The organism is Methylobacterium nigriterrae (assembly GCF_037106235.1).
Taxonomy (GTDB): domain Bacteria; phylum Pseudomonadota; class Alphaproteobacteria; order Rhizobiales; family Beijerinckiaceae; genus Methylobacterium; species Methylobacterium nigriterrae.
In genome coordinates this window covers 14,312-37,842 of the sequence record NZ_JBAWTG010000022.1, presented here as the reverse complement: position 1 = coordinate 37,842, position 23,531 = coordinate 14,312, and the positions used below count along the sequence as shown (strand labels likewise).

The 23,531-nt window shown below is 71.9% G+C and carries 24 protein-coding genes; 14 read left to right on the top strand and 10 right to left on the bottom strand.

What is annotated here, in order from left to right:
* Nucleotides 1-88 precede the first annotated feature (88 nt).
* The gene (locus WDW90_RS13980; protein ID WP_336488001.1) at nt 89-325 is read right to left on the bottom strand and encodes a hypothetical protein; all 237 of its coding nucleotides are present in this window, start codon (nt 323-325) and stop codon (nt 89-91) included.
* A 91-nt stretch (nt 326-416) separates the two neighbouring features.
* Nucleotides 417-719: a hypothetical protein gene (locus WDW90_RS13975; RefSeq protein WP_336488000.1), complete on the bottom strand. Its 303-nt coding sequence runs from the start codon at nt 717-719 to the stop codon at nt 417-419.
* Between the two features lie 276 nt (nt 720-995).
* Here WDW90_RS13975 and WDW90_RS13970 point away from each other — a divergent pair, with 276 nt between their 5' ends.
* The gene (locus tag WDW90_RS13970; protein WP_336487999.1) at nt 996-1,436 is read left to right on the top strand and encodes a hypothetical protein; all 441 of its coding nucleotides are present in this window, start codon (nt 996-998) and stop codon (nt 1,434-1,436) included.
* 117 nt (nt 1,437-1,553) lie between these two features.
* Nucleotides 1,554-2,972: an FAD-binding oxidoreductase gene (locus WDW90_RS13965; RefSeq protein WP_336487998.1), complete on the top strand. Its 1,419-nt coding sequence runs from the start codon at nt 1,554-1,556 to the stop codon at nt 2,970-2,972.
* Between the two features lie 28 nt (nt 2,973-3,000).
* Here WDW90_RS13965 and WDW90_RS13960 read toward each other — a convergent pair whose 3' ends face one another.
* Nucleotides 3,001-3,399: a DUF3775 domain-containing protein gene (locus WDW90_RS13960; RefSeq protein WP_336487997.1), complete on the bottom strand. Its 399-nt coding sequence runs from the start codon at nt 3,397-3,399 to the stop codon at nt 3,001-3,003.
* Between the two features lie 173 nt (nt 3,400-3,572).
* Here WDW90_RS13960 and WDW90_RS13955 point away from each other — a divergent pair, with 173 nt between their 5' ends.
* The 5 genes from WDW90_RS13955 to WDW90_RS13935 all read left to right on the top strand — a co-directional run bounded on the left by WDW90_RS13955 (nt 3,573) and on the right by WDW90_RS13935 (nt 8,391).
* Nucleotides 3,573-5,033: a hypothetical protein gene (locus WDW90_RS13955; protein ID WP_336487996.1), complete on the top strand. Its 1,461-nt coding sequence runs from the start codon at nt 3,573-3,575 to the stop codon at nt 5,031-5,033.
* Between the two features lie 83 nt (nt 5,034-5,116).
* Nucleotides 5,117-5,914, top strand: coding sequence for a 4-hydroxy-tetrahydrodipicolinate reductase (dapB, locus tag WDW90_RS13950; RefSeq protein WP_336487995.1), 798 nt, complete (start codon nt 5,117-5,119; stop codon nt 5,912-5,914).
* A gap of 106 nt (nt 5,915-6,020) precedes the next feature.
* Nucleotides 6,021-6,656: a 2,3-bisphosphoglycerate-dependent phosphoglycerate mutase gene (locus WDW90_RS13945; RefSeq protein ID WP_336487994.1), complete on the top strand. Its 636-nt coding sequence runs from the start codon at nt 6,021-6,023 to the stop codon at nt 6,654-6,656.
* Between the two features lie 3 nt (nt 6,657-6,659).
* The gene (locus WDW90_RS13940) at nt 6,660-7,322 is read left to right on the top strand and encodes an alpha-ketoglutarate-dependent dioxygenase AlkB (RefSeq protein WP_336487993.1); all 663 of its coding nucleotides are present in this window, start codon (nt 6,660-6,662) and stop codon (nt 7,320-7,322) included.
* A 100-nt stretch (nt 7,323-7,422) separates the two neighbouring features.
* The gene (locus WDW90_RS13935; protein ID WP_336487992.1) at nt 7,423-8,391 is read left to right on the top strand and encodes a hypothetical protein; all 969 of its coding nucleotides are present in this window, start codon (nt 7,423-7,425) and stop codon (nt 8,389-8,391) included.
* 20 nt (nt 8,392-8,411) lie between these two features.
* On the opposite strand, the gene WDW90_RS13930 is transcribed toward WDW90_RS13935, so the two are convergent.
* Nucleotides 8,412-9,845 (bottom strand): FAD-linked oxidase C-terminal domain-containing protein, encoded by a 1,434-nt coding sequence (locus WDW90_RS13930; RefSeq protein WP_336487991.1) that lies wholly within the window; start codon nt 9,843-9,845, stop codon nt 8,412-8,414.
* A gap of 309 nt (nt 9,846-10,154) precedes the next feature.
* On the opposite strand from WDW90_RS13930, the gene WDW90_RS13925 reads away from it, so the two are divergent.
* Entirely contained in the window at nt 10,155-10,511 is a 357-nt protein-coding gene (locus tag WDW90_RS13925) for a c-type cytochrome (RefSeq protein ID WP_336487990.1), read from the top strand.
* 173 nt (nt 10,512-10,684) lie between these two features.
* Here WDW90_RS13925 and WDW90_RS13920 read toward each other — a convergent pair whose 3' ends face one another.
* Nucleotides 10,685-11,224, bottom strand: a complete 540-nt coding sequence (locus tag WDW90_RS13920) for a MarR family winged helix-turn-helix transcriptional regulator (protein ID WP_336487989.1) — start codon at nt 11,222-11,224, stop codon at nt 10,685-10,687.
* 300 nt (nt 11,225-11,524) lie between these two features.
* On the opposite strand from WDW90_RS13920, the gene WDW90_RS13915 reads away from it, so the two are divergent.
* On the top strand, nt 11,525-11,947 hold the full coding sequence (locus WDW90_RS13915) for an organic hydroperoxide resistance protein (RefSeq protein ID WP_336487988.1): 423 nt from the start codon (nt 11,525-11,527) through the stop codon (nt 11,945-11,947).
* Between the two features lie 163 nt (nt 11,948-12,110).
* Here the strand turns inward: WDW90_RS13915 and WDW90_RS13910 are convergent, their stop codons facing one another.
* From WDW90_RS13910 to WDW90_RS13900, 3 genes are read right to left on the bottom strand one after another with little or no spacing between them, the layout of a single operon-like run.
* On the bottom strand, nt 12,111-13,877 hold the full coding sequence (locus WDW90_RS13910) for a methanol/ethanol family PQQ-dependent dehydrogenase (RefSeq protein WP_336487987.1): 1,767 nt from the start codon (nt 13,875-13,877) through the stop codon (nt 12,111-12,113).
* A 40-nt stretch (nt 13,878-13,917) separates the two neighbouring features.
* On the bottom strand, nt 13,918-14,886 hold the full coding sequence (locus WDW90_RS13905; RefSeq protein WP_336487986.1) for a site-specific tyrosine recombinase XerD: 969 nt from the start codon (nt 14,884-14,886) through the stop codon (nt 13,918-13,920).
* Complete coding sequence (locus tag WDW90_RS13900; RefSeq protein WP_147025183.1) at nt 14,883-15,035, bottom strand: histidine kinase; 153 nt, start codon at nt 15,033-15,035, stop codon at nt 14,883-14,885. Before WDW90_RS13900 ends, WDW90_RS13905 begins: the two co-directional genes overlap by 4 nt.
* Before the next feature lie 343 nt (nt 15,036-15,378).
* Here WDW90_RS13900 and WDW90_RS13895 point away from each other — a divergent pair, with 343 nt between their 5' ends.
* From WDW90_RS13895 to WDW90_RS13875, 5 genes are all read left to right on the top strand, one after another.
* Nucleotides 15,379-15,981 carry a shikimate kinase gene (locus WDW90_RS13895; RefSeq protein ID WP_336487985.1) on the top strand — a complete coding sequence of 201 codons (603 nt, stop codon included), beginning with the start codon at nt 15,379-15,381 and terminating at the stop codon, nt 15,979-15,981.
* Nucleotides 15,978-17,108 carry a 3-dehydroquinate synthase gene (gene aroB, locus WDW90_RS13890; RefSeq protein WP_336487984.1) on the top strand — a complete coding sequence of 377 codons (1,131 nt, stop codon included), beginning with the start codon at nt 15,978-15,980 and terminating at the stop codon, nt 17,106-17,108. The genes WDW90_RS13895 and aroB overlap by 4 nt, the downstream gene beginning before the upstream one ends.
* Nucleotides 17,109-17,277: 169 nt before the next feature.
* The gene (locus tag WDW90_RS13885) at nt 17,278-18,558 is read left to right on the top strand and encodes a glycosyltransferase family 87 protein (RefSeq protein WP_336487983.1); all 1,281 of its coding nucleotides are present in this window, start codon (nt 17,278-17,280) and stop codon (nt 18,556-18,558) included.
* A 62-nt stretch (nt 18,559-18,620) separates the two neighbouring features.
* On the top strand, nt 18,621-19,922 hold the full coding sequence (locus tag WDW90_RS13880; protein WP_336487982.1) for an HlyC/CorC family transporter: 1,302 nt from the start codon (nt 18,621-18,623) through the stop codon (nt 19,920-19,922).
* 282 nt (nt 19,923-20,204) lie between these two features.
* A complete protein-coding gene (locus tag WDW90_RS13875; RefSeq protein ID WP_336487981.1) occupies nt 20,205-21,365 on the top strand; it encodes a GGDEF domain-containing protein in 1,161 nt (386 codons plus the stop codon).
* 1 nt (nt 21,366) lies between these two features.
* On the opposite strand, the gene metW is transcribed toward WDW90_RS13875, so the two are convergent.
* The gene (gene metW, locus WDW90_RS13870) at nt 21,367-22,056 is read right to left on the bottom strand and encodes a methionine biosynthesis protein MetW (protein ID WP_431311039.1); all 690 of its coding nucleotides are present in this window, start codon (nt 22,054-22,056) and stop codon (nt 21,367-21,369) included.
* Nucleotides 22,057-22,100: 44 nt separating this feature from the next.
* The gene (metX, locus tag WDW90_RS13865) at nt 22,101-23,315 is read right to left on the bottom strand and encodes a homoserine O-acetyltransferase MetX (RefSeq protein WP_336487980.1); all 1,215 of its coding nucleotides are present in this window, start codon (nt 23,313-23,315) and stop codon (nt 22,101-22,103) included.
* Nucleotides 23,316-23,531: the final 216 nt, after the last annotated feature.

Genomic DNA, 23,531 nt, shown 5'->3' with positions numbered 1-23,531 from the left:
GCGGGCCAAGGTCCGCTTTAACGGGCCGGTCCGCGCCGCTGATCTGGACCGCCCGCGCGGAATCTTAGCCGGATCCGCAGCAGCGGGCTCAGGGTGTCACGAGGGTCTTGCTCAGACGGCCTTTCGGCCCTTCGGAACCCTGTGCGGAGCCTTTGCGTCCGCGCGCCGTGCGGCGCGACGACTTGCCGGGCGCTGCGCGGACGCCGAAGCGCTCGGCCGCGTCGGGCGGCGGCGCTGCGGGCTCGGCCTCGCCATGGAGGATCGTGCGCAGCCGCGGGAGCGCCTCGGGATCGGCGGCGAGCAGGTTTTCGGAGAAGTGGGACATGGTGGGCGTCCGGATCCTGAACGGATCGGGGGCAGCTTGCGCCGGTTCGCCTTGCGCCCGGCCTCAAGGAACCCGTCAAATTGTACGGAATCTACCGATTCCGCCGGGCCGGGGCGCCGGGCGCGGGCACCGGGCTCGCGGCTGTCGCCGGCGCCGTCTCGGCCATGCCGATGAAGCGCACGGCGCGCGGGCCCGTCCCCGCGCAGGCGGCCGCCGCGTAGGGCCACGCGGCCTGCCGGCAGGCCGCGTCCAAGCCGGCAGGCCCCGCCGGACTCGCGGGAAGCAGAACCGGCGCGGCGGCAGCGGCCGGGGCGCTTCCGGGCCCGGGCATCGCGAGGACGAGACCGGCCGCGATCGCGGCGCTGGCGCTCGCCAGATGAAGACATGTCGTCATGGTAACCCTCCCGGCCCGCGTCGGGCCGTCCCCGGCGCCTCCTCTAGGCGACCTGCATGTCCGCAGTTTTGCGTCGCGCGTCACAGGATCCCGGGATCCGGGGCCGATTGTTGCGTCGGGCGCGCCCCGCGCAACAGTCGGGGCTCCGCGCTGAGGCAATTCGCCGAGGCGGACGGCCCTTTGTGGCTGCGGCCGCCTGATCTATCTCGCACGGCGTTCCAAGCGGCCCGCATCGATCCCGAGAGAGGCCGCGCGATCGACGAGGAGACATTCAGGATGCGTCGACCCCTTCCCCTCGCCCTGGCGGCGGGGCTCGCCCTCGGCCTGGCCGCGGCACCCGCCTCCGCGCAGATCCGCAATGCGCCGGCGCCGCGGGCGCTCGAATTCGCCGCCTACATCTTCGCGGCCTCGAACGTGTGCGGCTACCGCATCGGCACCGAGCAGTTCGAGGCGCTCCTGGCCAAGCAGAACGCCCGCTCGGAGGATGTCAGCCCGCGCGGCCCCTTCGGCAACAAGGTCCAGACCATGTTCGCCCTGATGTCGAACCAGATGGCCCTCAACCGCGAGAAGGCGTGCCTCGCGGTGGCGGGCGAGTACGGCCCCGAGGGCAACGTCGCCAAGAACGTGCTGCTGCCGGCCGACGCGGCGCAGCCCGCGGGCGAGAAGCGGCCCGAGGGCGCCCCCGCGCCCGAGCCCGCACCGAAGCCGGCGCAGTAGGCGCCGGGACCGGGCGGACAGGCGCGCCGCGCGTCGCCGGACGGAGGCCGCCGTTTCCGGGGGCGGCCCACGCCTGTACAAGGCAGCGCGAGACACCCCCGCCAGGGAGGCGCAACGATGCCCGGATCCGACGCCCTCGACCCCTTCCGCGACCTCCTCGGCGAGGGCGGCGTGCTGTCGGATCCCGGCATGACGGCGCCCTACTGCCTCGACCACCGCGAACTGATGCGCGGCGCGACGCCGGCGGTGCTGCGTCCGCGTTCCGTGGAGGCGGTGCAGGGCCTCGTTCGGCTCGCCCGCGCCCACGGCTTCGGGCTCGTCCCTCAGGGCGGCAACACCGGCTATGTCGGGGGCGCGACGCCCGAGCCCGGCCGGCGCCAGCTCGTGGTGAGCCTCGAGCGCATGACCCGGATCCGGTCCGTCGATCCGCTCAACTTCACCCTCGCCTGCGACGCGGGAGTGATCCTGGCCGAGGCCCAGAGGGCGGCGGCCGAGCACGGGCTCCTGCTGCCCCTGAGCCTCGGCTCGGAGGGCAGCTGCCGTCTCGGCGGCAACCTCGGCACCAATGCCGGCGGCCTGCAGGTGCTGCGCTACGGCATGACCCGCGACCTCGTGCTCGGCCTCGAGGCGGTGCTGGCGGACGGCGCGCTGTTCTCCGACATGCGGACGCTCCGCAAGAACAACATCGGTACCGACCTGAAGCAGGCCTTCATCGGCGCGGAGGGCACGCTCGGCATCGTCACGGGCGTGGTCCTGAAGCTGTGGCCGGAGCAAGCCTTCCGGGCGACCGCCTGGCTGCAGCTCGGCGCGGGCGCGCCGATCCCGGAGATCGCCGCCGACGTGCGCCGCGAAACCGCGGACCTCGTCTCGACCTTCGAGCTGATCTCGGCCTCCTCGCTCGGCCTCGTCGCGGAGATGCGCGGCGCCGATACCGGCCTGCGGACGGGCCCGGGCGGCGCCGTGCTCCTCGAGCTCCAGGCATCCTCGGCGCGCATCCCCCTCGACGAGGTTCTGATGGGCACCCTCGAAGGGCTGATGGAGCGGGGCTTCGTCGAGGACGCGGCGCTCGCCCGGTCCGAGGCGCAGCGGCGGGCGATGTGGGCGATCCGCGAGACCATCCCCGAGGGCGAGAAGCACGCCGGCGGCTCGGTGAAGCACGACATCGCGGTGCCGGTCTCGCGGCTGACCGACTTCCTGGAGCGCGCCGGCGCCATCGTGGCGGAGCAGATGCCCGGCGTGCGCCTGTCCTTCTACGGACATGTCGGCGACGGTAACATCCACTACAACCTCGTGGTGCCGGAGGGCCAGGACCGGCTCGCCTTCACGCGCGCCGTCGAGGCGGGCATCGCCCACGACCTCTACGCCGTCGCGATCGACCTCGGCGGCAGCTTCAGCGCCGAGTACGGCATCGGCCGGTTCAAGCGCGACCTGCTCGCCCGCTACACCGATCCGACCCGGCTCGCGCTCGTCGCGGCGGTGAAGCGGGCCTTCGACCCGGAGGGCGTGATGAATGCCGGCGCGATGCTGGGCGGGTGAGCGCGCGAGCGGAGCCCGCCCCCCGCCCTCACGCCTGCGGCAGGTCCGGCGTGATTCCCAGCGCGTCGAGCCCCTCGGCGAGGAGGTCGCCCGCGTCCGGGGCGCCGAGGAGCTCGTGGGCCGCGCCCTCGCCCGCAGCCTCACGCTCGCGGGCGAAGCGCACGGCCTCGCCCCATTCCTCGGGCTCCATGTCGCCGCGTCCGACGTAGACCAGTGCGAGCAGGTTGGCGCGCTCGTCGTCGTTGAGCCCCGCGATCAGGCTGCGCACCTCGCCCTCGGTGGCGTCGTCCGTGCCGCCGACGAGGACGTCGGTGGAGCCGTCGTCGATCGGGTTCGAGCCGGAATCCGGATCGGTCGCGCCTTCCTTCACGTCGATCGCCCGCAGCCGCAGGATGATCTCGGTGACCTTGTCGACGGCGATGTCCATGCACGGCTCCCAGAACGATGGGCCCCGAAACACGGGCCCGGCGCACCGACAACCCCCGAACGGCGGGCCGGTTCGGCGCGACGGGTCGATTCCGGGACGTCCTCGCGCGGTCCTGTGGGTGGAGGGCGGCCGGCGCCTTTCCGGGGATATGGAGCCGCGCTACCTCGGCTGTCGTGTCGAACCTGCGCCCCGCCCCCTCCCTCCTCGCCCTGGTGCTCCTCGTCGGCCCGGCCCCGCGCGCGCAGGCCGAGACCGCGGCGCCGACCTGCTTCCTGACGGGCGGCGGCGCCCTCGAGATCTGCCGGGGCGGCGGCGAGGCCGAGGGCGTGTTCTTCACCCCCCGCCCCTGCGAGTTCGCCCGGAACGTGCAGCTGATCCGCCTCACCGGCGTGACGGGGGCGCCCGGCCCCCTGCAGGCCGTCTACCAGGGCGAGACGCCGGCCGAGCCCCGGCGCGCCCGGGGAAGGGACGAGGAGGCCTGCGAGTCGCGCCGCGCCACGAGCCCCCTCGACGGAGGCTCCGTGCGCTCAGGCCGCCTGCCCGAGCAGCTCGCCACGATCATGCCGCCGACGCGCTACCGGCTCTGGGAGATGGCCCGGTCGGTCGCCCGGCCAGAGAGCCGGCGCAAGCGCCCCGGGCGCGGACGGGAGCGCGCGGAGACGCCGCCGGAGCCCGCCGCCGAGGGGATCGGCGCCCGCAATCCCATGGTGGTCACCGGGCGCGACTGGGCGGGCGACGAGTACTATTACGCCTTCCTGCTCGCCACGACCTCGACGGAGGACGGAAACCGCCACGTCCTGATCCAGGCCCGCACCTTCGACTTCGAGCGCTTCGATATCCGCGGCCGCACGGGCGAGGGCCTCGACTGGACGCCCTTCATGCCGGAGGCCGAGCGGAAGGGACGTCGCCGGCGCGGCCCCGCGCCGGCCGGCGACAACCCGAGCCCGAGCGCCGTGCTCGACGAGGCGGGCAGGCCGGTCATCGGCAATTGCGCCGGCCAGGGCTTCGAGACGGAGGGCCTCGTCGGCTCGATCAGCGTGGTCGATCAGGTCTACCACTACTTCTACACGGATGTGCTGCCCGCCGATTGCAACGAGCCCATCCTGAAGCGGCGCATGGGCCTCTACCTGCGTACGAGCCGGGATCTCACCGGCGAACGGGTCTGGTCGGCCGCCCGCACGGTGGCCGAGCCCCTGCCGGCCCAGAGCCTCGTGCGGGTCGCCAAGGCCAAGGGCATGGACCGCTGGGCCGTCTCCTACACCTGCAACCGCCCCGCCAACGCCCCGGGCGGCCCCGTGGCTGACCTCTGCGTGCAGTACACGGCCGACCTCTCGGTCGGCTCGCTCGCAGGTCTGACCTGGTACTCCGAGCCCGTCTCGGCCAAGCGCTCGACGGCCTATCTCGGCCTGCGCTCGGGCGGCGACGGCAGCGGGCGCTTCGGGCGCAGCCAGCATTTCTGGATGACGGACCGCTACGGCAATCTCGACACGCCCGCAAGCTTCCCCGCCAAGGCCGGCTTCCTGACCTGGCTCGACCGCCTCGCGCCGGGCCAGGAGGGGACGGGCGCCTCGACCCTGTACGGCCGCCCGGTCTACTGGGGGACGTGGTCGGTGCGCACGATCGGGGCGAAGTAGGTCGCGGCATCGCCGCGCGGGTTGGCAGCCCGGGACCGAGCCTGTACCCCGGCCCCGACGGCAATCGAAACGAGGTGAGGACGATGCGGCTCGTCGTGGTCGGCGCCGACGGGCGCATGGGACGGATGCTGATCCGCGCGGTCGCGGAGGCCGAGGGCTGCACGCTCGCCGGCGCGATCGAGCGCGAGGGCTCGGCGGCGCTCGGCCAGGATGCCGGCACGCTCGCGGGCCTCGCGCCCCTCGGCGTGCCGGTGACGGACGACCCGCTCCCCGTCTTCGCGGCGGCCGAGGGCGTCCTCGACTTCACGGCGCCCGCCGCCACCACCTTCTTCGCCGAACTCGCGGCGCAGGCCCGCATCGTGCACGTCGTCGGCACCACGGGCCTGTCCGAGGACGACCTCGGCAAGCTCGCGGCGGCCGCCTTCCACGCCCGCATCGTGCGCTCGGGCAACATGTCGCTCGGCGTCAATCTCGTGGCCGGCCTGGTGCGCCGGGTCGCCGCCGCGCTCGGCGAGGAGTTCGACATCGAGATCGTCGAGATGCATCACCGCATGAAGGTCGATGCGCCCTCCGGGACCGCGCTCCTCCTCGGGGAGGCCGCGGCGGACGGCCGGGGCGTGCGCCTGCCGGACGTGCGCGTCTCCACCCGCGACGGGCATACCGGCGCGCGGCGGCCCGGCGATATCGGCTTCGCCACCCTGCGGGGCGGCACGGTGGTGGGCGACCACAGCGTGACCTTCGCCGGACCGGGCGAGCGCGTCACCCTGAGCCACCACGCGGAGGACCGCGGCATCTTCGCGCGCGGCGCCGTCAGGGCCGCCCGATGGGCCTTCTCCCGGCCGCCCGGCCTCTACGGCATGACAGACGTGCTCGGCCTGTAACGGCCCTCAAGCTTGGGCAGGGGTGCGGGCTCTGCTAGGAGCCCGACGAGGCCGCCCGAGCGCAACCCGGCTCGAAGCCCTTCGGATCGCACAAGGAATCGTCCCGATGGACCGCCTGCTCGTCCTCGCTCGCCACGGCCAGAGCGAGTGGAACCTGAAGAAGCTGTTCACCGGCTGGCGCGACCCGGACCTGACCGAGCTCGGCGTCGAGGAGGCCCGCCGGGCCGGGCGCTGGCTCAAGGACCAGGGCTACGGCTTCGACGTCGCCTTCACGTCGAACCTGAAGCGGGCGCAGCGCACCAACGCCCTGATCCTCGGGGAGATGGGCCTCTCCGACATCGAGGTGGTGCGCTCCCAGGCCCTCAACGAGCGCGATTACGGCGACCTGTCGGGCCTCAACAAGGACGATGCCCGCGAGCGCTGGGGCACCGAGCAGGTGCATCAGTGGCGTCGTTCCTACGACGTGCCCCCGCCCGGCGGCGAGAGCCTGAAGGACACCGCCGCCCGCGTGCTGCCCTACTACATCGAGACCATCCTGCCCCGCGTGATGGCGGGCGACCGGGTGCTGGTGGCCGCCCACGGCAACTCGCTGCGCGCCCTCGTGATGGTGCTCGACCGGATGACGCCCGCGACCATCGCGGGGCTCGAGATCGCCACCGGCATCCCGCTGGTCTACCGCCTGAAGGCCGACACCACCGTGCTGATGAAGACGGTGCTGGAGCGCGACATCGACCAGGACTGAGCGATGGCGGTTGCGCTCGCGCCGGGCCTGATCCACCATCCGGGCTATCTCGACGGGGACGCCCAGGCCGCCCTGGCCGGGCAGCTCGCGGCGGCGCTCCGGCTCGCTCCGCCCTACACGCCGCGCATGCCCCGCACCGGCCGCCCCTTCTCGGTCCGCATGACGAATTGCGGGCCGCTCGGCTGGGTCTCGGACGAGGCCGGCTACCGATATCAGCCGACCCATCCGGAAACCGGGGAGCCCTGGCCGGCGATCCCCGGGATCGCGCGCGCGGCCTGGGACGCGCTCGCCCGCTGCGCGGCCCCGCCGGAGGCCTGTCTCGTCAACCTCTACGCACCGACCGCCCGGATGGGCCTGCACCAGGACCGGGACGAGGCCGCCCTCGACGCCCCGGTCCTGTCGCTCTCCCTCGGGGCAGCGGCCCTGTTCCGCTACGGCGGATTGCGGCGCGGGGACCCGACCCGGTCGGTCCGGCTCGATCCCGGTGACGCACTCGTGATCGGCGGCCCCTCGCGCCTGATGCATCACGGCATCGACCGCGTCCTCCCGGCCGGGACCGATCTTCTCGCGGCGCGCGCGCCGCGGCCCGCCTTTCTGCCCGCCGGCGGACGTTGCAACCTGACATTGCGGCGCGTCACGGCCATCCCGGCGCCCGCCGCCGCTTGACTCCGGAGCGGCGGGCGCAGACCCATCGCATCGGAGGACGCCCCGCGGGGCGGCCAGGCCAGACCCCGGGCAAACCGGGCTCACGCGGAGAACCCGTCCGATGCGGTTGCGTCACGCCATCCGTCCCCTCGCGCGCCCGCTGGCGGCGCTCGGCCTGCTCGCGGCCGCATCGGGCGCGGGCGCGGCGGGCGAGCCGATCTACCCGTCGGGCTCCCGCTTCGGCTTCGAGCCGCCCTCGGACATGGCCCTCTCGCGGCGCTTCGCGGGCTTCGAGCGCAAGGAGGGCGGCGCCACGGTCTCGGTGGTGGAATTGCCGCCCTCGGCCTACGCCGACCTCGAGAAGAACTTCACCGACGAGAACCTGAAGAGCCAGGGCTTCGTGGTGGAGAAGCGCGAGCCCATCAAAGTCGGGGGGGCGGACGCCCTGCTGTTCACCGGCGAGCAGCCGCCCGAGGGCGCGACCGGCGGCCCGGCCATCCGCAAGTGGCTCCTCCTCGTCGGGGACTCGACCGTGACCGGCCTCGTCATCGCGCAGGCGCTGCCCGGCGCCGAGACCGAGGAGACGATGCGCGGCCTCGTGACGAACGTCACCATCCGGCCCGCCCTGACTCTCGACCAGCAGGTGGACGCCCTCCCCTTCCGGATCACCGATCCGGCAGGATTCCGGCCCGTCCGGGTGCTCGCCGGCAACTCGGTTCTGCTGACGCAGGGGCCGAAGGACCAGATGTCGAACCTGGAGCAGCCGATCCTGGTTCTGGCCCAGGCCGTTCAGCCGCCGCCGACCGCCGAGCAGCGCGACGGCTTCGCCCGCGCGGCGCTCTACGCCAACCAGACCATGAAGGATTTCGTGATCGAGCGCTCGCAGAGCTATCGGCAGAACGGCGTCGACTGGCACGAGATCGTGGCGCGGGCCACCGACCTGCCCTCGAACCAGCCGGTGGTGGTCTCCCAGACCATCCGCTTCGCCCCGGACGGCTACCTGCGGGCGGTCGGCGTGGTGCGGGAGGACCAGCGCGAGGGAACCCTCGCGAAGTTCCGCGAGGTCGTCGACAGCGTGCAGGTGAAGTAGCGACGAGCCGCCGCCGCGGTTCAGGCCGCGACGCGGCCCTCCAAGGGGAAGACCTTGGCGGGGTTCATCAGCCAGGCGGGATCGAACACGTTCCTCACCCGCATCTGCTGCTCGAGATCGGCCTGATTGTACTGGAAGCGCATCAGCTCGCGCTTCTCGATGCCGACGCCGTGCTCGCCGGTGAGGCAGCCGCCGACCTCGACGCAGAGCTTCAGGATCTCGTCGCCCGCCGCCTCCGCTTTCTGCAGCTCGCCCGGCCTGTTGATGTCGAACAGGATCAGCGGGTGCAGGTTGCCGTCGCCGGCGTGGAAGACGTTGGCGACGCGCAGGCCGTGGCCCGCGCAGATCGCGCCGATCCGCTCCAGCACGTGGCCGAGCTGACCGGTCGGGATGGTGCCGTCCATGCAGATGTAGTCCGAGATCCGGCCCGTCGCCCCGAAGGCGGACTTTCGGCCCTTCCAGATCGCGGCGCTCTCGGCCTCGGAGCGGGAGACCTTGAGGCTCGTCGGCCGGAAGCCCTGCGCGATCGCCGCGATGCGCCCGAGCATGTCGTCGATCTCGGCGTCCGACCCCTCGACCTCGATGATCAGCATCGCCTCGGCATCGCGCGGATAGCCGGCCTGCGCGAAATCCTCGGTGATCAGGATCGCCTCGCGGTCCATGTACTCGATCGCCACCGGAATGATGCCGGCCGCGATGATGGCGGCGACGCACTGGCCCGCATCCTCGACCGAGGAGAAGCCGACGAGGGCCGGCCGCGCGCCCTCGGCCGCCCGCAGGATCCGCACGGTCGCCTCGGTGACGATGCCGAGCTGTCCCTCCGAGCCGCAGATCAGGCCGAGCAGGTCGTAGCCGCCGCTGTCGAGATGGGCGCCGCCGATCTCGACGACCGTGCCGTCGTTCATCACGAGCGTCACGCCCATCAGGTTGTTGGTGGTCACCCCGTATTTCAGGCAATGCGCCCCGCCAGAGTTCATCGCGATATTGCCCGCGATGGTGCAGGCGAGCTGGCTCGACGGGTCGGGCGCGTAGAAGAATCCCTCGTGCGCGACCGCGCCCGAGATCGCCAGGTTGGTGATGCCCGACTGGACGCGCGCCGTGCGGTTGGCGAAGTCGAGGTCGAGCACGCGCGTCATCTTGCCGACGCCGAGGATCACCGCGTCTTCCTGCGCGATGGCCCCGCCGGCGAGCGACGTGCCCGCCCCGCGCGGCACCACCCGAACGCCGTTGCGGTGGCAATAGGCCATCACGGCCGAGACTTCCTCGGTGGTCGAGGGCAGCACCACGGCGAGCGGCATCTTGCGATAGGCGGTGAGCCCGTCCGTCTCGAAGGCGCGGCGCTCATCCTCGCTGGTGATCAGCGCCTCCGCCGCCACGAGGGGCCGCAGACCCTCGATGATCGCCTCGCGGCGCGCGATGGTCTCGGCGTCGGGAGTCGGGAAGGCGATCGTCATGGCGTTCTCCCAGGGCCCGGACGGGCTTGTCTCTTTCGTCTTGCGGGCCGTCGTCGAGCGGCAGCGCCGCCTTCATCCGCCGCTCAGCTCGGCGGTGACAAGGTCGCGCTCGAAGCCGATCACGGCCGGCTTCGCATCTTGTACCCGAAAGCCGCCCACGACGCATCGGAACAGAATCGTGACCACGAGGCTTCCTTTGGTCGCGGAAGCGCTCGATGTGGAGCTAGCGTTCACAATCTCGATCTGTTCTAAACGTCGAGCTCGGCTATAAGCCCTGGCGGTTCAGACCGCCTCACAGGAGGAAAATTCATGCGTCACCTCATCCTCGGCGCCGCCCTCGCGCTGCTGATGCCCCTCTCGGCCCAGGCGCAGGACGCGGCCGCGGGCGAGAAGGCCTTCGCTCCCTGCAAAGCCTGCCATGCCTTCGGCAAGAACGGCGTCGGCCCCGACCTGAAGGGCGTCGTCGGCCGCAAGGCGGGCACGCACGAGGGCTACAACTACTCGGCCGCGCTGAAGGGCTCAGGCCTCACCTGGGATGAGGCGAATCTGAAGGAGTGGATCAAGGATCCCAAGGCCAAGGTCCCCGGCAACAAGATGGTCTATCCCGGCCTCAAGGACGACAAGAAGCTCGACGACCTGATCGCCTACCTCAAGACCCAATCGTAAGCCGCGCGGCTCGGGTACGGCCGATGAGCCGCGGCCGGGCCGCAGGCAAGGCCTGAAGGGGCCGTCTCCCGCGCGGGAGACGGCCCCTTCTCGTGCTCGCGTGCGGGACGCGAGACCCGGGCTGGAGGTGACTTCGATGTGACTTCGACGTGACTTGGCCGGATGCCGGGCGCTCAGACCTCCTCGGCCGTCCGCTCGCGCTCGAGCGCCGCGCCCTCGTGCAGGCCGGAACGGAGGCCGACCAGGAGGTCGAGGAGTTCGCGGCGGGCTTCGAGATCGAGCCCCGTCATGCCGCCGGCCTGGTCGGGGATGCAGGCCATGCTGTCCTTCAGGGAACGGCCCTTCGGCGTCAGGAAGATGCTCACCTGGCGTTCGTCGGCCCGGTCCCGCGCGCGCCGGACATGGCCCGAGGCTTCGAGGCGCTTCAGGAGCGGGGTCAGCGTGCCGGAATCGAGGAAGAGGCGGATGCCGATCTCCTTCACGGTCAACCCCTCCTCCTCCCAGAGCACCAGCAGCACGAGGTATTGCGGGTAGGTGAGGTCGTGCTCGGCGAGAAGGGCCCGGTAGGCCCGCCCGAAGGCATGAGCGGCCGCGTAGACGGCAAAGCAGAGCTGGTTGTCCAGCCGCTGCGGATCGAGCCGGTCGACGGCCTCGGCACGCTTGCCATCCGGTCTCGCCCGCTCGTGTCCGTGCGGGTCTGGGCGGCCCGACATACGCATCACTCCATGACGACGGCCATCAGGGCGTCGGTTTCCCGGTTCCACGCAATATCCTAGCCAAACCGAATTTTGTGCACAATCGACTCGCAACCGCGGAACTCGATTGCGCGCAATCGAGTTTGGTGTATGAGAAGGTGATCGTTCCGCGCGTCATCGGCATGGCTGCCGCGAGTCGGTACGATGGAGGATCGTCCGGACCGACATCGTCCGCCATGTCACATGTGAACGGTTCGGCGTATCCACAGCGGATCGACGGCCCTGGCGGGATGTCCGAACCCGTTCGAGGAGATGAACATGCAGGCTCTCTACACCGCCCACGCCCACGCAACCGGAGGTCGCGAAGGCTCCGCCGCGACCGACGACGGCAAGCTCGGCGTCACGCTCTCGACCCCGAAGGAGCTCGGCGGCGGCGGCGGTTCCGGCACCAACCCCGAGCAGCTCTTCGCGGCCGGCTACGCCGCCTGCTTCCTCGGCGCCATCAAGTTCGTGGCCGCGCAGGACAAGGTGAGGATCGCCGACGATGCCAAGGTCGAATCCACGGTCGGCATCGGCAAGCGCGACGACGGCACGGGTTTCGGCCTCACCGTGACCCTGAGGGCGACGCTGCCAGGCATCGACCGCGAGACGGCGCAGGACATCGTCAAGCGCGCCGACGTGGTCTGCCCCTACTCGCACGCCACCCGCGGCAACATCCGGGTGGACGTCTCGGCGGCCTGAAGCGCCTCGGCGCGGCCGATCAGGCCGGCGGAGGGTCCGGTGCAGGCTGCCGGGCGGCCGCGCCCCGGCCTCCCCGCGCCGACCGCCCGCAACGCCCCGGTGAGGAAGCCGGTCCGGCCCGGATTCGAGGACGAGACCCGGAGGATGGCGCTCCTGCCCAGCCTCACTCCGGAAGGGCGAAGACCGTGAGCTGGCCGCCGGCCGCCGTGTATTGCGACAGGGCCGCGTAGCCGCCGACCGCTCCCGAGCCGTCGGCCGGGTCGGTGAGGCCCGCCGCGAGGCCGATGCCGGCCCAGCCGCCGATGCCGGACAGGACCGCCACGTATTGCCGGCCGCGATGCGCATAGGTGGTGACGTTGCCGACGATCCCCGAGGGCGTCCTGAACCGGTAGAGCTCGCGGCCCGTACGGGCGTCGACGGCCTTCAGGTAGCCCTCCAGCGTCCCGTAGAAGACGATCCCGCCCGCGGTCGCGAGCGCCCCGGCCCAGACCGAGAAGGGCTCGGGCTTCGACCACGCGATCCGGCCCGTCGTCCCGTCCCAGGCGATGAAGGCGCCGGTATGGTCCTCGCCCTCGGGCGGATGCAGCGTCAGGGTGGCGCCGACATAGGGCTGGCCCGGCACGTAGGTCACGCGGAAGGGCTCGTAATCCATGCACATGTGGTTCGCCGGCACGTAGAACAGGCGTGTCCGCGGCGAGTAGGCCGCGGGCTGCTGGTTCTTGGCACCGAGGGCGCCGGGGCAGATCCCCGTCGTGGTCTCGTCCTCGCCGGCCTCCTCCGGTGCGTAGCGTCGGTCCAAGACGGGGCGGCCGTAATCGGCGGCCCCCGGATCCTGCGCGATACGGCTTGCCCAGTTCACGCTCGGGTCGAACTTCTCGGCCACCAGCAACTCGCCGGTGGCCCGGTCGAGGGTGTAGCCGAAGCCGTTGCGGTCGAAATGGGTCAGGAGCCTGCGGCTGCGCCCGCCGATCTCCTGATCGGTCAGGATCATCTCGTTGACGCCGTCATAATCCCACTGGTCGTGGGGGGTCATCTGGTAGACCCAGCGGGCCGTGCCGGTATCGGCGTCGCGGGCGAAGATCGACATCGACCACCGGTTGTCGCCTGGGCGCTGCACCGGATTCCAGGTCGAGGGATTGCCGGTGCCGTAATAGACGAGGTTGAGATCCGAATCGTACGAGAACCACCCCCAGCTGCAGCCGCCGCCGATGCGCCACTGGTCGCCCGCCCAGCTCCTCAGGGAGGAGTCCGGCCCGATCGGGCGGCCGAGCTGCGTGGTCCGCTCCGGATCGACCAGCATGTCGGCGTCCGGTCCCATCGCGTAGGCGCGCCAGAGCCGCCGGCCCGTCGCCTGATCGTAGGCCGTCACGTGGCAGCGGGCGCCGTACTCGCCCCCCGAGATGCCGACGATGAGCTTGTCCTTCACGGGCAGCACCGTCGCGGTGTTGGTCTCGCCCTTGGCGGGATCGCCGTTCGTCACGGACCAGATCGGCGTGCCGGTCCTCGCATCGAGCGCCACCAGCGTGGTGTCGGCCTGATGCAGGAACAGGCGGCCGTCGGCGTAGGCGAGGCCGCGATAGACCGTGTCGCAGCACATGACCGGGATGACGTTCGCGCCCTGGCGCGGCCTGTAGCGCCACAGGATCCTGCCGTCGTGGTCGAGGTCGAGCGCGTAGACGATGTTGGGGAAAGGCGTGTGCACGTACATGACGTGCCCGACGACCAGGGGCGCACCCTCGTGCCCGCGCAGCACCCCGGTCGAGAAGGTCCAGGCCACCTTCAGCCGCCCGACATTGCCCGCGTCGATCTGGTCGAGAGCCGAGTAGCGGGTATTGGCGGCATCGACCGTCTGCAGGACGGGCCCGTCTCCCGCCCGCGCGGCGCTGAGGCCGAGGGCAAGGAAAAGAGCCGGCACAAGAGATAATTTCATCTGGAAATAATCTTGGTTCGGCAGAGAGCTGCGCTGGATTTCAATCGTCCATCAGCGGGTGCAGGTCGCGGACCATGCCCTTGAGGCGCTCGTCGAGGACGTGCGTGTAGATCTGCGTCGTCGAGATGTCGGCGTGACCGAGCAGTTCCTGCACGATGCGCAGGTCCGCCCCGTTCTGCAGCAGGTGGCTGGCGAAGGCGTGACGCAGCACGTGGGGGCTGACGCGGTCCGGCCGGATCCCGGCGGCGGCGGCGGCCGTCTTCAGATCGCGGGCGAAGGCTTGGCGCGTGAGATGGCCGCTCTCGCTGTCGGACGGGAACAGCCAGGGGCTGTCGGAGGGGGATGCCGCGAGATGCTCGCGCATGGCGGCTCGGGCCAGCTCGGTCAGCGGCACGAGGCGCTCGCGCCCGCCCTTGCCCCGCACGACGAGGAAGCGCTCCCGGGTCGAGGCGGCCGTGCGCGGCAAGGCGATCAGCTCCGACACGCGCAGGCCCGTGGCATAGAGGAGCTCGATCAGGCACAGCATGCGCCGCGCGCGCACCGGCTCCCCCGGCGCCTGCACGTCCGCGGCCGACGTCACCCGCTCGCGGGCGACGCCGAGGAGGCGGTCGACCTCCGCGACCGAGAGCACCTTGGGCAGGACCCGGCCCCGCCTCGGCCCCGCGACCGGCGCGCTCGGGTCGGTCCCGGCCATCCCCTCCGCGTAGAGGAACTTGTGGAAGCCGCGGATGCAGGAGAGTCGGCGCGCGGCCGACGAGCTCTTGAGCCCCCGCGTCTCGAGCCCGGCCATGTAGGCACGCAGCGTCCCGACCTCGACCTCTGCCGGGTCGATGCCCTCCTCCGACAGATGGGCAAGGTAATCGTCGAGGTCGCGCCGATAGGCCTCGAGGGTGTTGCGGGCCGCCCCCCGCTCGGCGGCCAGCATGTCGAGATAGGCCGCGGTCTCGGGCGCGCCGTGCGGCCGGTGCTCGGCCGGCCGCGTGTCCGCCGCCGCGCCCCGGCGCGTCACCGGTTGCCCGGCTGGAGCTTCGCCGCCGGGATGGTCACGCTCATCTCGCGCGGGGTCGGCTCGACGAAGGTCGCCAGCGCGAACATGCCGGCGAAGACGAGCCCGGCCAGGATCGCGAGCGTGGCGATGAAACGGAACAGGGTCGGCACGTCGGGCGGGTCTCGATCGGGCGGGCGGGCAACGTGTTGCGCTGCGGGGACCCGGGGGTTGCATCACGCTGGGCCTGCGATGGCAAGGTCCGCGAAGACACAGGCGGCGGCTCCCGCGTCGCGGGCGGCACGCGGCGCGATCGCCCGGATGCGCCGGCGGCGTCGTTCGGATCTGCCCGTGTCCGGGAGTTTCGCGCAGCGGCCAAAACGCGCTAAGAGCCTCCCTTGTATGCCCCATGCGCGCCCCGCGCGGTCCGGACACGGCGACGACCGGCCGCGCGGAGGGCCCGTGAGGTGCCGTCGCCCCGTGTCCGTCGCTGTCGTCCATGCGTAGACTGCCGTCATGACCGAGCCTGAGCCAACAGGCGAACCGATCGAAGCGCGCTTGCGCCGGGCCCTCGGGCCGCGGTCGATCGTGCTCGTCGGGCTGATGGGCGCGGGCAAGAGCACCGTCGGGCGTCGGCTGGCGAACCGGCTCGGCATGATCTTCAAGGACGCCGACAACGAGATCGAGGCCGCGGCCGGCCTCACGATTCCCGACATCTTCGCGATCTACGGCGAGCCGAGTTTCCGCGAAGGCGAGGAGCGGGTGATCTCCCGGCTGATCCGGGAGGGCCCGATGGTGCTCGCCACGGGCGGCGGCGCCTTCATGCGGGAATCGACGCGCGCTCGGATCAGCGAGGGCGGCCTCTCGGTCTGGCTCAAGGCCGACCTCGACGTGCTGATGCGCCGCGTGCGCAAGCGCGGCAACCGGCCCCTGCTCCAGACCGAGAATCCCGAGGAGACCATGCGCCAGCTCATGGAGGCACGCCACCCCGTCTACGGCGGCGCGGACGTGATGGTGCTGTCCCGCGACGTCTCGCACGACCGGGTGGTGCAGGACGTGCTCGAAGCGCTCGACAATCACCTGACCGGTCCGACCAACCGAGGCGTGGCAGCCCAGTGACCGAATCCCTGACCGTGCACGTGCCTCTGGACGGCGGGCGCGACTACGACATCCTGATCGGGCGCGGCCTTCTCGACCATGCGGGCGCCCGCGCCGCGGCACTCGGCGGCAGGGCCGCCGTGATCGTCACCGACGAGACCGTGGCGGCGCTCTACGGCGCCCGGATGCGGGCGGGCCTGGAGGCGGCGGGCCTGCGTTCGGGCCTCGTCGCCGTGACGCCCGGCGAGGGCTCGAAATCCTACGCCACCTACGCCGCCGTCAGCGACGGGCTGCTCGCCCACAGAGTCGAGCGCAACGACCTCGTGGTGGCGCTCGGCGGGGGCGTGGTCGGCGACCTCGCAGGGTTCGCCGCCGCGACGCTGCGGCGCGGCGTGCGCTTCCTGCAGGCGCCCACGACCCTGCTCGCGCAGGTCGATTCCTCCGTCGGCGGCAAGACCGGGATCAATTCGACCCACGGCAAGAACCTGATCGGCGCGTTCCACCAGCCCCGCCTGGTGCTGGCCGACACGAGCACCCTCGACACCCTCTCGGAACGCGAGATGCGGGCGGGCTACGCGGAGGTGGCGAAGTACGGCCTGATCGGGGATGCCGGCTTCTTCGACTGGTGCGAGGCCAACTGGCGCGGGATCTTCGCCGGGGGGCCCGAGCGCGACGAGGCGGTGGCGATCTGCTGCCGCGCCAAGGCCGGGATCGTGGTGCGCGACGAGCGCGAGGACGGCGAGCGGGCGCTGCTCAATCTCGGCCACACCTTCGGGCACGCCCTCGAGCGCGTGACGGCCTACGATTCCACCCGCCTCGTGCATGGCGAGGGCGTGGCGATCGGGCTCGCGCTCGCCTTCCGCTTCTCGGCCCGGCTCGGCCTCTGCGCCGGCCAGGATGCGGGCCGGGTCGCGAACCACCTCGCGCTCGCTGGGCTGCCGACGACCCTGGCGCAGGTGCCGGGCGGCTGCGGCGATGCCGATGCACTGCTCGACGCGATGGCCCAGGACAAGAAGGTGCGCGACGGGGCGCTGACCTTCATCCTCGCCCGCGGCATCGGGCAAAGCTTCATCGCGCCCGGCATCGACCGGGCCGAGGTGCGGGCCTTCCTGCAGGACGAGCTGCGGGCCGACGGGAGTTCCGCCTGATCGGAGCGGCAACTCCGTCGGCAGGCTCGCGCGGCGTGTGACGCGAAGCCCAGATCCGCCATCCCGAAGGGATCGACCGGATTTGGCACGAGGCGTCCGCGCGTTAACCCGGCGGAACCGGGGCGCGGCCTATCCTCCGGCGTCTTCCGCGGCACCCGCGATGGGCCCGATGAGCGTTCCACCCGCGGCAGCCCCGCGCGCCGGCCTCGGCGATCTCCTGGCGAGCGACCTGCGGCTGCACGCCCTCACGCTGCGGGCGGCCCTCCTGCTCGTGCCCCTGAGCCTCGCCATCGCCTTCGGGCTCCTCGGCACCGGCCCGGTCGCGGCCCGCAACTGGCTCGGCGAACTCCTCGGCTACGACTTCTCGCAGGTCTGGCTCGCGGGGCGCAACGCCCTGCAGGGCGAGGCCGCGGCGGCCTACGACCTGCCCCGCCATCTCGCGAATCAGGAGGCCGCCTTCGGTCCGGAGGCGGGCCGCTTCGCCTGGCACTACCCGCCGGTCTTCCTGCTGCCGGCCGCGCTCAGCGCCCTCCTGCCCTACGGGCCGGCCTTCCTCCTCTGGAGCCTCGCCTCCCTCACCCTGTTCGCGGCGGCGCTCGGCCTGGCGACGGGGCGTCGGGACGCGGTCCTGATCGCGCTCGCCCACCCGCTCGTGATCTGCAACCTTGCCTACGGCCAGAACGGCCTCTTCACGGCGGCGCTGCTCACGCTCGGCGCCGCGCTGGTGGACCGGCGCCCGGTCCTGGCCGGCATGCTGTTCGGTCTCGTCGCCTACAAGCCGCAGCTCGCCGCCCTCGCCCCGTTCCTGCTGCTGACGACCGGGCGCTGGCGCGCGCTCGCGGCCTGCCTCGGCTGTCTTGCCGGCCTCTGCCTCGTCTCGGTCGCGGCCTTCGGCATCGCGCCCTGGCGCGCCTTCGCCGAGACACTGGCGCTCACCAATCGCATCGTGCTCCGGGAGGCGTGGTCGGGCCTCGACATCAACGCCAGCGCCTTCGGAGCCCTGCGCCTCCTCGGCGGCACGATGGCGGCGGCCTGGGCCTGCCAGGTCGCCGCGAGCCTGCTGGCCGTCGGGATCGCCTGGCGGGTCTGGGCCATCGGCGCCGCGCCGCCCCTGCGGGCGGCGGCTCTCCTCGCCGCGGCGACCCTCGTGTCGCCTTACGTGCCGCTCTACGACCTGGCGCCGCTGGTCCCGGCGAGCGGCCTCCTGGCGATCGAGGCGCACCGGCGAGGCGGCTTGCTGCCGCGGGAGCGGGCCCTCCTCATCGCCTCGCCCGTCGCGGCCGCCTGCCTGCGCCTCGTCGCGGGGACGACCGGCCTCTCGCTCGGCTTCGGCCTGGCACTGGCGACCCTCGGCCTCGTGGCCGCCCGCGCGCTGCCGGCGCGCGGATCCGAGCGCGTCGCGGACCGGTGCCGCCCCGCGCCCCGCGCGTGCGGGGCTAAAATCCTCTAAGAGGAGCCGGACGCGGCGCGGCAGATCGGCATACCGGCCGCGCGCACGAAGATACCGGCGCGATGGAAACCCATACCGACCTCTGGCTCGCCGCGAGCATCGTGGTGATCTCTCTCCTGCTCTCGGCCTTCTTCGCCGGAGCCGAGACTGCCTTCACGGCGGCCTCGCGGGCGCGGATGCACGCCCTCGAGACGTCCGGGGACGGGCGCGCCGCCATCGTCAACCGCATCCTGGCGATCCGCGAGCGTTTCATCGGCGCCATGCTGATCGGCTACAACATCGTGGCGATCGGCGCCTCGGCCTTCACCACGAGCGTGCTGACGGCGATTTTCGGCAAGAGCGGCGTGCTCTACGCCACCGCCGGCATGTCGATCCTCGTGATCGTCTTCGCCGAGGTGCTGCCCAAGACCCTGGCCATCAGCACGCCGGACCGGGCCGCCCTGCTGATGGCCCGGCCGGTCGCCTTCACGGTCGCGCTGCTCGGGCCGCTCGCGGTGGCGATCGAGAGCCTGGTGCGGCTGATGCTGCGCCCCTTCGGCATCACCATCGGCGAGCATCAGTCGATCCTCTCGGCCACCGAGGAGATCCGGGGCCAGGTCGCGCTGCTTCACCGGGAGGGCGGCGTCGCCAAGGCCGACCGCGACATGCTGGGCGGCCTTCTCGACCTCTCGGATCTCACCGTGTCCGAGGTGATGGTCCATCGCACCAAGATGCGGATCATCAACGCCGACTTGCCCTCCGAGGAGATCGTGCGCGAGGTGCTGTCCTCGCCCTATACCCGCATGCCGCTCTGGCGGGGCACCCCGGAGAACATCGTCGGCGTGCTCCACGCCAAGGATCTGCTGCGCGCCCTCGACGCGGCCGGCGGCGACGCCTCGGGCCTCAAGGTCGAGGCCTTGGCCCTCGAGACATGGTTCGTGCCCGACACCACCTCCCTGCGCGACCAGCTGAAGGCGTTCCTGTCCAAGAAGACCCACTTCGCCCTCGTGGTCGACGAGTACGGGGAGGTGATGGGCCTCGTGACGCTGGAGGACATCCTGGAGGAGATCGTCGGCGACATCGCCGACGAGCACGACGTCGCGGTCTCGGGCGTGCGCCCGCAGGGCGACGGCTCGGTGAATGCCGACGGCGCCGTGCCGATCCGCGACCTCAACCGCGCGATGGACTGGAACCTGCCGGACGACGAGGCCACGACCGTCGCGGGCCTCGTCATCCACGAGGCGCGGGCGATCCCCGACCAGGGCACCGCCTTCAACTTCCACGGCTTCCGGTTCCAGGTTCTGCGCAAGGCCAAGAACCGCATCACGACGCTGCGGATCACGCCGCTCGGGCCGAACCCGGCCCCCAAGCGTCATCCCGAGTGAGGCCGGGATTTTCACGTGCAACGTTAAGATCGGTCGAATCCGCCGGCAGGCGGGCGTGCCGGATCGGCACAGGGAGGAAAAGGTGCAACCGATCGCGCCGGCAGCAGGCACCCGGCGGCCCGTACGGGATCCGACACAGCCGGGCTTCGTCCGGCCTCATACCCTCAATGCAACGTTTAGGTTGCATTTGAGCGATAGGATCAAGGTCGTCTTCGGCATGGAGGCCTACCGACTGATCCGGCAGCCGCGACCGGATGGGCCGGGCGGCCCCGGAACGGATCGATGCGTCTGGACACCCCGACCCTGCTGCTGGTGACCGTCGTCGTGACCTTCATGGTCGGGACGCTGTTCCTGCTGTCGTGGAGTCAGGCCCGCCGCACCCACGCGCTGGCGATCTGGGGCATCGCCCATCTGACGGGCGCGCTCGCCTCGGCGCTGCTGGCTCTGCGCGGGACCATTCCCGACGCGGCCTCGATCGGGCTCGCCAACACGCTGATGATCGGCGCCTACGGGCTGATCTGGAGCGGCGTCCGGGCCTTCGAGGGGCGTAGCCTCCGGCTCGATCTCGCGCTGTCGGGAGCGCTCGTCTGGGGACTCCTCTGCTTCATCCCGGACTTCTTCGCCTCGCTGCCGGCGCGGGTGATCGTCGCCTCCGCCATCGCGGGCACCTTCTGCGCGGCCGGCGCGCTCGACATCTGGCGGGGCCGCGCGGAGGTGCTGGTCTCGCTCTATCCCGCCATCGTGCTGCTCGGCGCCTACGCGGTGCTGTACTGGGTCCGCGTGCCGCTCGCCCTCATGGCGCCGCTGCCGCGCGACTCGAACGTGATGGACTCGCCCTGGCTCGCGATCCTGTGCTTCGCCGGCATGCTGTTCACGGTGGCCATCGCCTTCACCTTCATGGCTCTGACGAAGGAGCGCGCCGAGCGAGAGCAGCGCCAGGCCGCCGAGACCGACCCCCTCACCGGCATCGCGAGCCGCCGCGCCTTCGTGGCGGGTGCCGAGGCGCTGCTCGCCGACCCGGCCCGGCCGGTGTCGCTGCTCCTGTTCGACCTCGACCACTTCAAGAGCATCAATGACACCTACGGCCACGCGGTCGGGGACGGCGTCCTCGTCGGCTTCTGCCACGCGGCGCGGGCGCTGCTGCCGCCGGGCGCGCTGCTCGGACGGATGGGCGGCGAGGAATTCGCCTGCGCGATTCCGGATCGCGGTCCCGAGGCCGCGCTGGCGAGCGCCGCCCTGATCCGCGCCGCGCTGGCACGGCTGTCGGTGCCGACCTTGCCCCGGCTCCGGGTCGGGACGAGCGTCGGGGTCGCGGAGAGCGGCGCCTTCGGGCGCGATTTCGACACCCTGCTGCGCCAAGCCGATGCCGCTCTCTACCGGGCCAAGCGCAATGGCCGCAACCGCGTCGAGGTCTCGGCCGCGCCGCTCGGGCGCGCGGCCTGACCTAACGGTGCCCGCCGCCCCTCCGCAGCAGGAACACGCCCTGCGCGCCGATCAGGTTCCAGAACCACCAGGGCATCGAGAAGCGCATCGGCCGGCCCCGCGCATCGAGGGCCGTGGCCTTCTCGATGCGCGCGCCGACCAGCCGGCACAGGCCGACGAAGTCGCGGATCGTGCAGTGATGGATGTTCTGGGTCTCGTACCACGCCTCCGGAAGGATCTCGGTGACGGGCATGCGGCCCCGGAAGGCGAGCTCGGCCCGCACCCGCCAGTGCCCGAAATTCGGGAAGGAGATGACCACCTGCCGGCCGATGCGCAGGAGGTGCTCCAGCACGATGCGGGGGTTGCGCGTCGCCTGGATGGTCTGGGACAGGACGACGACGTCGAAGGCGTCGTCCGGGTAGTTGGCGAGATCCGTGTCGGCGTCGCCCTGGATCACCGGCAGGCCGCGCGCGAGGCAGGCGTTGACGCCCTCGCGGGAGAGCTCGATGCCGCGCCCGTCGACGCCCCTGCGGTCGCGCAGGAGCGCCAGGAGCGAGCCGTCGCCGCAGCCGATGTCGAGCACCCGCGCGCCCGGCGGCACGAGGCCCAGCACCACGATGTGGTCGACGCGCGCGCCCCCGGATTCGGGCTCGTGCGGCAGCCGCTCGGCCGCGTCCCACGGCGCCGAGGAGGCGGCGTCCCCGAGTGCGATCTCGTCCTGCGCGATCTCGTCCTGCGCCGTCTCGTCCCGCGCGCTCACAGGCCGCGCGCCCGCGCCGCCGCGTCGATGAACCCTTGCGCCGCCGAGAACATGGCCGGCTCGTCGAGCAGGAAGGCGTCGTGGCCCTTGTCGCTCTCCACCTCCACGAAGGCGACGGGCGCCGAGGCCGCGTTCAGCGCGTGCACGATGGCGCGCGAATCGGCGGTCGGGAACAGCCAGTCCGAGGTGAAGGACATGATGCAGAAGCGCGTCCGCGTGCCCTGGAACGCCTTGGCGAGCACGCCGCCATGGTCCTCGGCGAGGTCGAAATAGTCCATCGCCCGGGTGAGATAGAGGTAGGCGTTGGCGTCGAAGCGCTCGACGAAGCTGAGGCCCTGGTGGCGCAGGTAGCTCTCGATCTGGAAGTCGGCGTTGAAGGAGAAGGTCGGGGCCGAGCCGCCCTGGAAGCGCCGCCCGAACTTGCGGTGCAGCGCCGGCTCCGACAGGTAGGTGATGTGCGCGCCCATGCGGGCGACGCCGAGCCCCTTGGCCGGGCGCGTGCCGGCCTCGAGATAGCGCCCATCTTCCCAGGCCGGGTCGGCCATGATCGCCTGCCGCCCGACCTCGTGGAAGGCGATGTTCTGGGCCGAGTGGCGCGCGCCCGTGGCGATCGGCATGGCGGCGAAGACCCGCTCGGGATAGAGCGCGGCCCATTGCAGGACCTGCATGCCGCCCATCGAGCCGCCGATGCAGAGGAACAGGTCGCGGATGCCGAGCCGGTCGAGCAGCATCGCCTGGGCGCGGACCATGTCCCGGATGGTCACGAGCGGGAAGTCGAGCCCGTAGGGCCGGTCCGTCTCCGGATTGACCGAGGCCGGGCCGGTCGAGCCCATGCAGGACCCGATCACGTTCGAGCAGATGACGAAGTAGCGGTCCGTGTCGACGGGCTTGCCGGGGCCGACCAGCGTCTCCCACCAGCCGGGCTTGCCGGTGACCGGATGGGTATGGGCGAAGTGCTGGTCTCCCGTGAGCGCGTGGCAGATCAGCACCGCGTTCGTGCGATCGGCGTTGAGGGTGCCGACGGTCTGGTAGGCGATCTGGAAGGGGGCGAGCATCACGCCCGCATCCATGGGCAGGGGCTCGTCCGTGCCGAAGCGGGCGACGGGGCTGCTCGGCTCGAGCGCCTGCGACAGCTCGGGGGCGGGACGGGGCCGCGGGCCGGTCTCGGCGGCGAGGCCCGGCTTCAGGGCGGTGTCCGGAATGGTGTCCATGACGCGTCTGGAAAGGGTGCGTTCGCCGTCTCGAAGCCGCGGCGCGGGCGCGCGAGGCGGCAGGCGCCCGCGGGGCCCATCGTCGTCCCTCGTCCCGTGCAGTTAGTGTGCCCGCCCGCGGGCGTCAACGAAAGCGACCGGCGGGGTGCGGCCCCGAGAGTGCCGGCCACGGTGAAGCGTCGGCCACGGGACGCCGGACGACGCTTCACCGAATCC